Source organism: Mesorhizobium sp. M5C.F.Ca.IN.020.32.2.1, from assembly GCF_004023105.1.
Classification (GTDB): Bacteria; Pseudomonadota; Alphaproteobacteria; order Rhizobiales; family Rhizobiaceae; genus Mesorhizobium; species Mesorhizobium wenxiniae.
Genome location: NZ_RZSX01000219.1, coordinates 1 through 8,032 on the forward strand (window position 1 = coordinate 1; position 8,032 = coordinate 8,032).

The window sequence follows — 8,032 nt, forward strand, 5'->3', positions numbered from 1 at the left end:
CTCGAAGACCAAAAAGGCGACGTTCAGGAGCTGGTTCCTGAAGTCAACGGACGGCAGCGAGGCGGAATTTGCCCGCCTGGTCTCGCCGATCGGCGGCGAAACGGTCAAGGACAAGCGCCCGCAGGTGATCGCGGCACTGGCCGCCGCCGAGATCATGACGGCGCTGGCCGCGCATGCCACGGCGTCGGCCGCTCCGCACCCCGCCTCTCGTGGCAAGGCAATGGCCGGCTGACAGCCAAGCTCCTACAGCCTGCTGCTCACATCGGCCGTTTCATACCCAGATGGTCGCGCAGCGTGCTGCCTTCATAGTCGGTGCGGAACAGGCCGCGCCGCTGCAGCTCCGGCACGACAAGCACGGCAAAGGCATCAAGCTCGCCAGGAAAATAGGACGGCATAACGTTGAAGCCGTCTGCCGCGCCACCCTCGAAGCGTGCCTCGAGCTCGTCGGCGATCTGGGCCGGCGTTCCGACGACGCGCCAGTGGCCGCGAGCGCCGGCGAAATGGCGGGCAAGCTGGCGAATCGAAAGGTTGCCGCGGCGCGACTGCTCGATGACCAGCGCCTGCCGGCTCTGCATGCCTTCGCTGGGCGGCAGCTCCGGCAACGGCCCATCGATGGGATAGCGCCACAGATCGGAGATACTGAGATAGCTGGACAGCAGCGCGACGCCGACATCGTCGGGGATCAGCTCCTGCAGCTCCTCATATTTTGCCGTGGCTTCCGCTTCGGTTGCCGCCACGATCGGTGCGACGCCCGGCATGATCTTGATGTCGTCCGGCTCGCGCCCATAGGTCGCCAGACGCCCCTTGAGATCATCATAGAAGGCCTTCGCCTCCTCGAATGTCTGCGCTGCCGTGAACACGACATCAGCGGTCCGGGCGGCAAGATCCCTGCCCTCGTCCGATGCTCCGGCCTGAACCATGACCGGTGCGCCCTGGGGCGAGCGCGGCAGATCGAGTGGGTCCCGCACTGAAAAGCTTCTGCCGTCGTGACCAGGTCCGGAAACCCCGTCCAGCTTGCCTTGCCAGAGTGCGGTAACCACGGCAGCGAATTCTCGCGCGCGCTCATAACGGTCGGCGTGCGGGCGCAGGCCGGTCGCGCCGAAATTAGCAGCTTCGATGTGGCTGGCGGAGGTGACAAGGTTCCAGCCGGCACGGCCGCCACTCAGATGATCGAGCGACAAGAAGGTCCGCGCCAACCCGTAAGGCTCGGTATAGCTCGTCGATGCCGTGGATACGAGGCCGATGCGGCTGGTCTGGGCCGCGAGAGCCGAAAGCAGGCTGATCGGTTCGAAGCCGATCGAGCGCGACGTCTGGCTGGCGATGTTGATATCGGCCTCGCGCACGCCGGCGGCGTCCTCGCAGAAGATCATGTCGAATTTCGCCGCCTCCGCCGTTCGCGCCAGCTGGATGTAGTGCTCGATGTCGACGCCTGCCGTCACATGCGCTTTTGGGTGGCGCCAGGCGGCAATGTGGTGGCCTGTTGCCCACAGGAACGCCCCGAGCTTCATCTGACGTCGATGGGCGGTCATCGTTCATCTCCCCCAGCAAGTCCGAGATGGGAGCGCAGCGTCGCGCCGGGATAATCCGACCGGAGAAGGCCGCGACGGCGAAGCTCCGGCAGCACGAGGTCGACGAAATCGTCGAGCACAGATAGCGCCGGTGGCATGAGTATGTTGAAACCATCGCAGCTTTTCGATCGGAAGGGCTCTTCGAGCCTATCCGCGATCAGGTCCGGCCTGGCGGCCATGTCAGCACCCGGCGCGACGGTCATCAGCACCTTTGTCGCGCCAGGACTGCGCCCGAACGCAAGCGCGTGGCGCTTCAGATCGTCGGGCTTCGCGCCCGCGATCGATGGCTCGTCCAGCAGGATGACATCGGCGAAGCGGGCGGCGATCTCCATGTCGGGCTCCGACAGGCCTGACATGACGAGCACCGGCATATCCTGCGGCGAGCGTGCAACGTTCAGTGGCCCGCGCACAGAGAAAAACTCGCCCTTGTGGTCGAGCAGGTGCATCTTTTCGGGATCGAAGAAGCGGCCGCCGCGCTGGTCGAACAGCAGGGCATCCGCATCCCAACCTCTCCACAAGCCCCGCACGATCCCGATGAATTCTTCCGCGCGTCGGCGGAAATCGTCGCGGGAAAACCCTTCCGGACGGCTGAAATTGGTCGCCTCGCGCGGATCGGGGACCATGCTTGCGTGCCACCCGGCACGGCCATGGCTGATGACGTCGAGGGATGCGAAACGGCGCGCGAGGTTGTAGGGCTGGTGGGCGACCGTCGACGCCGCGGCGACGAGGCCGATCCTGCTGGTAATCGTCGCAAGCGCTGCCAGCAGGGTCGTCGCTTCGAAGGGCACTTGCCGGTTCGCTGCGTCGCCGCCTGCAGCCGGCGCGGAATCAGCAAGCAGCACCATATCCAGCCCGGCCGTCTCGGCCTTTTGCACAAACCGGGCCAAAAGAGTGAAATCCGGACCGGCGTCGGATGGAGGGGAAAGAGCGCTTTCCGGAAACAGTGAAACGGCGAGATGCATTTTGGCACCGCTGGCCATCGGTCTTACCTGGTGAGTGAATTCCGCAGGGACTATCTTCGCCGGCTTGACGGGACGCAACCGGCCAGCCGGCGATCATTTGCCTGCCAGAATATCCTTGATCAGCCGTTGGCAGCGGTCGGCCATGAAATCGAGCAGCAGCCGCACCTTCGGGTCCTGCAGCTTCTTGTGCGGGTAGACGGCGGCGAACTGCACCGGTGTCGGCGGCGTGTCGGGCAGGATCACCTTCAGCCGCCGGTCGCGGATGAACGGCTCAACCTCGAAGCGCGGCTTGTTGATGATGCCGCGGCCGGACAGCGCCCAGCCGGTCAGCACGTCGCCATCGTCGGTGTCATAAGGCCCATGCACTTCGAATTTCCGCGGGCCGTCAACCGTCTGCAGCGTCCAGACGTATTCGCGCGCGCCGGAATAGCGAAGCATCAGGCAGTCGTGCTTCTTGCCGATCAATTCCTGCGGTTCGGTCGGCTCACCGCGCGCCTCAAGATATTTCGGCGCCGCCACCAGCACACGCTCGCACTCCATGATGCCGCGCATCCTGAGGCTGGAGTCCTCGATGATACCGAGCCGGAAGGCAACGTCGATGCCTTCCTTCATAATGTCGACATTGTGGTCTGAAAGCCTCAGCCGCACCTCGATATCAGGGTATTTGTCGTGGAAATCTGGGATGCCCGAGGCCACCAGCCGCCGGCCGAGGCCGAGCGGCGCTGTCACCTTGATGGTGCCGCGCGGCTGGCCGGACAACGCGCTGACCGCGGCCTCCGCCTCGGTGACCGCCTCAAGCACCTGCTTGGCGCCGGAGTAGAACACCGTGCCGTGCTCGGTCGGCATTAATTGCCGCGTCGTGCGGTTGAACAGCCTGACACCAAGGTGCTTTTCGAGCTCCTTGATGCGGTTGGAGGCGACCGCCGGCGAAATGCGCATGTCGCGGCCCGCCGCCGATAGATTGCCAAGCTCGACGACGCGGACGAAAACGGCGATGTTGTCGAGGTAGGCCATGCGGCTTTATGGCTCTCATACGGCTGCGTAGGGATAACCCTAATATTTTCCATTTTTTTTTGAAAGTCATCGTGCAGCTCGGCCCTTTCCGTTTGCGCTCCAGTCCGTAAAGTCAGCCGATCGGCAGGGACGACTTTCAATGTTGGATTTCGCGATTTTCTGGGACTGGCTGAGTTTCGCCGTGCGCTGGCTGCATGTCGTCACCAGCATAGCCTGGATCGGTTCGTCCTTCTATTTCGTTGCGCTTGATCTCGGCTTGCGCCAGCGACCGGGCATGCCTGTCGGCGCCTTCGGCGAGGAATGGCAGGTGCATGGCGGCGGCTTCTATCACATCCAGAAATATCTGGTGGCGCCGGCCGAAATGCCCGAGCACCTGACCTGGTTCAAATGGGAATCCTACGCCACCTGGCTGTCTGGCTTTGCCATGCTGTGCGTCGTCTACTATGCCGGGGCGGACCTCTTCCTGATCGATCCCAATGTGCTTGCCATGTCGGTGCCTACAGGCATCTTGCTGTCACTGGCGACGATCGGCGTCGGCTGGGTGGTCTATGATCTCTTGTGCCGTTCGCCGCTCGGCAGGAGCGACACCGGCCTGATGCTGGTGCTCTATGGCGTGCTGGTGTTCATCGCCTGGGGTCTTACCCACCTGTTCACCGGCCGCGCCGCCTTCCTGCATCTTGGCGCTATCACCGCAACGATCATGTCGGCCAATGTCTTCATGGTCATCATCCCGAACCAGAAGATCGTCGTCGCCGACCTGATCGCCGGCCGCAAGCCCGACCCGAAATACGGCAAGATTGCCAAGCAGCGCTCGCTGCACAACAATTACCTGACGCTGCCCGTTTTGTTCCTGATGCTGTCGAACCACTACCCGCTGGCGTTCGGCACCGAGTTCAACTGGGTGATCGCCTCGCTGGTTTTCACCATCGGCGTGCTGATCCGGCACTATTTCAACACCATGCATGCGCGCAAGGGTAACCCGACCTGGACCTGGCTGGCTGCCGCCGTCCTGTACGTCATCATTATCTGGCTATCAACGGTGCCGAAAGTGCTGACCGGCGAAGTCAAGGCGTCCTCGGCGGCACAGCTCTATGTCGCCTCGGCGCACTTTCCCGCAGTGCGCGACACCGTGCTTGGCCGCTGCTCGATGTGTCATGCGCGGGAGCCATCCTACGAGGGCATCTATCACGCGCCGAAAGGTGTGATGCTCGACACCGACGCCGGTATCGCCGAGCAGGCCCGCGAGATTTACCTGCAGGCCGGCCGTAGCCACGCGATGCCGCCCGCCAACGTCACCCATATCACCGACAAGGAACGGGCGTTGCTGGTGGCATGGTTCGAGCAGACAGGGAAATAAGCATGACCAGCACGCTCCTGCGCGGCCGCACGCTGTCCTTCCTGCGCTGGCCTGAGACCGTGGACGATCATTCCGCCTGGCGCTACGAGGACGACGGCGGCCTGCTGCTCCGCGACGGCAGGATCGTTGCCGCGGGCGCCTACGCCGACGTCGAGAAAAAAGCTGATGAAGGCGCAAAAAAGATCGACCACCGCCCGCACCTGCTGCTGCCTGGTTTCATCGACGCGCATGCGCATTTTCCGCAGATGCAGGTCATCGCTTCCTATGGCGCGGAACTGCTCGACTGGCTGAACACTTACACCTTTCCCGAGGAAACCAAATTCCAGAACGCACAGCATGGCCGCCGCATCGCCAGGCTGTTCCTCGACGAGATGTTGCGTCATGGCACGACGACCGTCGCCGCCTATTGCTCGGTCCACAGGGAATCGGCCGAAGCGTTCTTCGCCGAGTCGCATGACCGCAACATGCTGAACATCGCCGGCAAAGTGATGATGGATCGCAACGCGCCGGAGGGCGTGCTCGACACGCCGCAATCGGCCTATGACCACAGCAAGGCGCTGATCGCCGAATGGCACGGCAAGGGGCGCCAGCACTATGCCATCACACCGCGCTTCGCCATCACCTCATCACCCGAGCAGTTGGAGATGGCAGGTGCCCTCTGCCGCGAATATCCCGATCTGCACATGCAGACGCATCTGTCGGAAAACCACGCCGAGATCGCCTTTACGCTGCAACTCTATCCGCAGGCACACGACTATACCGATGTCTACGAGCATTATGGGCTGCTCGGGCGCAAAAGCCTATTCGGCCACTGCATCCATCTGTCGGAACGCGAGGCGGATGCGCTTTCGGAGACGGGCTCGGTGGCCGTGTTCTGCCCGACCTCGAACCTGTTCCTCGGCTCGGGCTTGTTCGACTATCAGCGCTACCGCACGCGTGACAAAGCCCTCCGCATCGCCGCCGCCACCGATGTCGGCGGCGGCACCAATTACTCGATGCTGCGCACCATGGACGAGGGTTATAAGGTGATCGCGCTGAACGGCGAGAAGCTCAACCCGTTCCAGTCGTTCTGGCAGCTCACCCGCGGCAATGCCGAGGCGCTGTCGGTCGTGGAAAAAGTCGGCACGCTCGACCAAGGCAGCGATGCCGACATCATCGTCCTCGATGCCCGCGCCACGCCGGCCATGCGGCTGCGGATGGAGACGGCGGACACGCTGGCGGAGGAACTGTTTCTGCTGCAGACACAGGGCGACGACCGCGCCGTGCGCGAGGTCTATGTCGCCGGACGTGCGATGAAAAGCGATCTGGGACTTAACGTCGGGCTATGAAGTAATCGGTGGGTTCAAGCATGACAGTACGCCAGTCCAAGCTGATCGGAATGGTCGGAGGAATGAGCTGGGAGTCGAGCGCCCTCTACTACCGGCTGCTGAACGCGGCCGCACATCGCCGGCTTGGCGGCCATCACAATGCGCGCTCCGTACTGTTCACGCTCGATTTCGACGAACTTAACACCATGGCTTCCATGGGTCGATGGGATAGCGTCGGTGAAAGAGTTGCCGAGGCCGCGCGGTGCCTGGAAAGGGCCGGGGCAGACTTCGTGATCATCACCGCGGTCACCCCGCACTCGGTTGCAGATCAGGTTGAGGCGGCGATTGGTATCCCGTTGCTCCATCTGGCCGATCCGACTGCAGTTGCGATCCGCAACCGGGGTTTCTCGCGCGTCGGACTTTTGGGAACCCGATACACGATGGAGATGGATTTCTTCAGACAACGGCTCAGGGACCGTCATGGCCTCGACGTGATCACGCCGCTACAGGAGCAGCGCACCGCTCTGCACCGGATCATCGTTGACGAGCTGACCCTGGGCGCCGTCAAGAACGCCTCCAAGGCGGCGCTCCTGCAAATGGCGCGTGATCTTCAGGCCCGTGGCGCGGAAGCGATCATCGTCGGCTGCACCGAACTGCCGCTTCTGCTCGACACGGACGACTATCCTGTGCCAGCCTTCGACGTAACGGTTCTTCATGCCGAGGCCGCGGTCGATCTGGCGCTGGAGACGGATCCGCGTGAAGCATCCGAGGCTTGACCCGGCGGCAACCATCGGTCAAAGCGTGGAGTTGACAGGGGAACGACATGGCCGTTGCGGACGATATCGCTCTGATCCAGAAACAGGAAGCCGAGCTTGTCTTCCCGGCCTTTGATGAGGCTGTCGCCTTCAAGATCGGCTCGGCGATCCGCGACCGGGCACTAGCCGAGAATCTGCCGATCATCGTCGATATCAGAACCTTCGACCGGCCGCTGTTCTACGCGGCAATGCCGGGCTCGAACGCCTCCAATCCGGATTGGGCGCGGCGCAAGATCAACGTAGTGCGGCGTTTCCTGAAAAGCACCTACCGCATGGTGCTGGAGCAGCAGCGTCCCGACCGCAGCTTCAAGCCGGGCGAGGGGCTCGACATATCAGACTACGTGCTGGCCGGCGGCGGTTTTCCAGTCACGGTCAAGGGCGCCGGTGTGATCGGTGTGATCGCGGTCTCGGGCCTGCCGGAGCGCGAGGATCACGGCGTCGTCGTCGATGCGCTGTGCAGCCATCTCGGCGTCGACGGGTGCGAACTGGCACTGCCGCCGGAAGCAAAATGACCGAGATCGATCCCAAAACCTTCCTCACCGCGATCTTCAATGCCGCCGTCGCCGCTGCCGATCCCCAGAGGACCATCAGGGATCACCTGCCGGCAAGGCCGAAAGGGCGCACCATCGTCGTCGGTGCCGGCAAGGGTTCGGCGCAGATGGCGGCGGCTTTCGAGAAGGTGTGGGACGGGCCGATCGAAGGGCTGGTCGTCACCCGCTACGGCTACGCTGCGGCATGCCAGCGCATCGAGATCATCGAGGCGGCGCATCCGGTGCCGGACGTCGCAGGGCTCGAAGCGTCGCGCCGGCTGCTCGAAAAAGTTCAGGGGCTGCCCGCGGATGATCTGGTCGTGGCGCTCATTTCCGGCGGGGGGTCGGCGCTGCTGCCGGCGCCCGCGGAAGGTCTGACGCTGGCCGACGAGATCGCCGTCAACGAGGCGCTGCTCGCCTCCGGCGCGCCGATCGCCGCCATGAACACTATCCGCAAGCATGTTTCCATTATCAAGGGC

At 63.3% G+C, this 8,032-nt stretch carries 8 protein-coding genes and 1 pseudogene; 6 read left to right on the plus strand and 3 right to left on the minus strand.

The genetic code is table 11. The features are described 5' to 3' along the window. Window positions 1-232: pseudogene (locus EOA86_RS13370) on the plus strand (xanthine dehydrogenase accessory protein XdhC); the annotation flags it as partial. A 25-nt stretch (window positions 233-257) separates the two neighbouring features. On the opposite strand, the gene EOA86_RS13375 reads toward EOA86_RS13370, so the two are convergent. The 3 genes from EOA86_RS13375 to EOA86_RS13385 all read right to left on the minus strand — a co-directional run bounded on the left by EOA86_RS13375 (window position 258) and on the right by EOA86_RS13385 (window position 3,544). Further along, window positions 258-1,529, minus strand: a complete 1,272-nt coding sequence (locus EOA86_RS13375) for an LLM class flavin-dependent oxidoreductase (RefSeq protein WP_128342088.1) — start codon at window positions 1,527-1,529, stop codon at window positions 258-260. Continuing rightward, complete coding sequence (locus EOA86_RS13380) at window positions 1,526-2,548, minus strand: LLM class flavin-dependent oxidoreductase (protein WP_128342090.1); 1,023 nt, start codon at window positions 2,546-2,548, stop codon at window positions 1,526-1,528. The genes EOA86_RS13375 and EOA86_RS13380 overlap by 4 nt, the downstream gene beginning before the upstream one ends. Window positions 2,549-2,623: 75 nt before the next feature. Beyond that, window positions 2,624-3,544, minus strand: coding sequence for a LysR family transcriptional regulator (locus EOA86_RS13385; protein WP_128342091.1), 921 nt, complete (start codon window positions 3,542-3,544; stop codon window positions 2,624-2,626). Window positions 3,545-3,683: 139 nt separating this feature from the next. Here EOA86_RS13385 and EOA86_RS13390 point away from each other — a divergent pair, with 139 nt between their 5' ends. The 5 genes from EOA86_RS13390 to EOA86_RS13410 all read left to right on the plus strand — a co-directional run. Continuing rightward, window positions 3,684-4,901 (plus strand): urate hydroxylase PuuD, encoded by a 1,218-nt coding sequence (locus tag EOA86_RS13390; RefSeq protein ID WP_128342093.1) that lies wholly within the window; start codon window positions 3,684-3,686, stop codon window positions 4,899-4,901. Between the two features lie 2 nt (window positions 4,902-4,903). Next, entirely contained in the window at window positions 4,904-6,229 is a 1,326-nt protein-coding gene (gene guaD, locus EOA86_RS13395; protein ID WP_128342095.1) for a guanine deaminase, read from the plus strand. A gap of 20 nt (window positions 6,230-6,249) precedes the next feature. Next, the gene (locus EOA86_RS13400; RefSeq protein ID WP_128342096.1) at window positions 6,250-6,984 is read left to right on the plus strand and encodes an aspartate/glutamate racemase family protein; all 735 of its coding nucleotides are present in this window, start codon (window positions 6,250-6,252) and stop codon (window positions 6,982-6,984) included. 47 nt (window positions 6,985-7,031) lie between these two features. After that, the gene (locus EOA86_RS13405) at window positions 7,032-7,535 is read left to right on the plus strand and encodes a heme-degrading domain-containing protein (protein ID WP_029347573.1); all 504 of its coding nucleotides are present in this window, start codon (window positions 7,032-7,034) and stop codon (window positions 7,533-7,535) included. Next, window positions 7,532-8,032 (plus strand): DUF4147 domain-containing protein (locus EOA86_RS13410; RefSeq protein ID WP_128342098.1); only part of this gene is annotated, 501 nt, incomplete at its 3' end. The genes EOA86_RS13405 and EOA86_RS13410, both read left to right, overlap by 4 nt.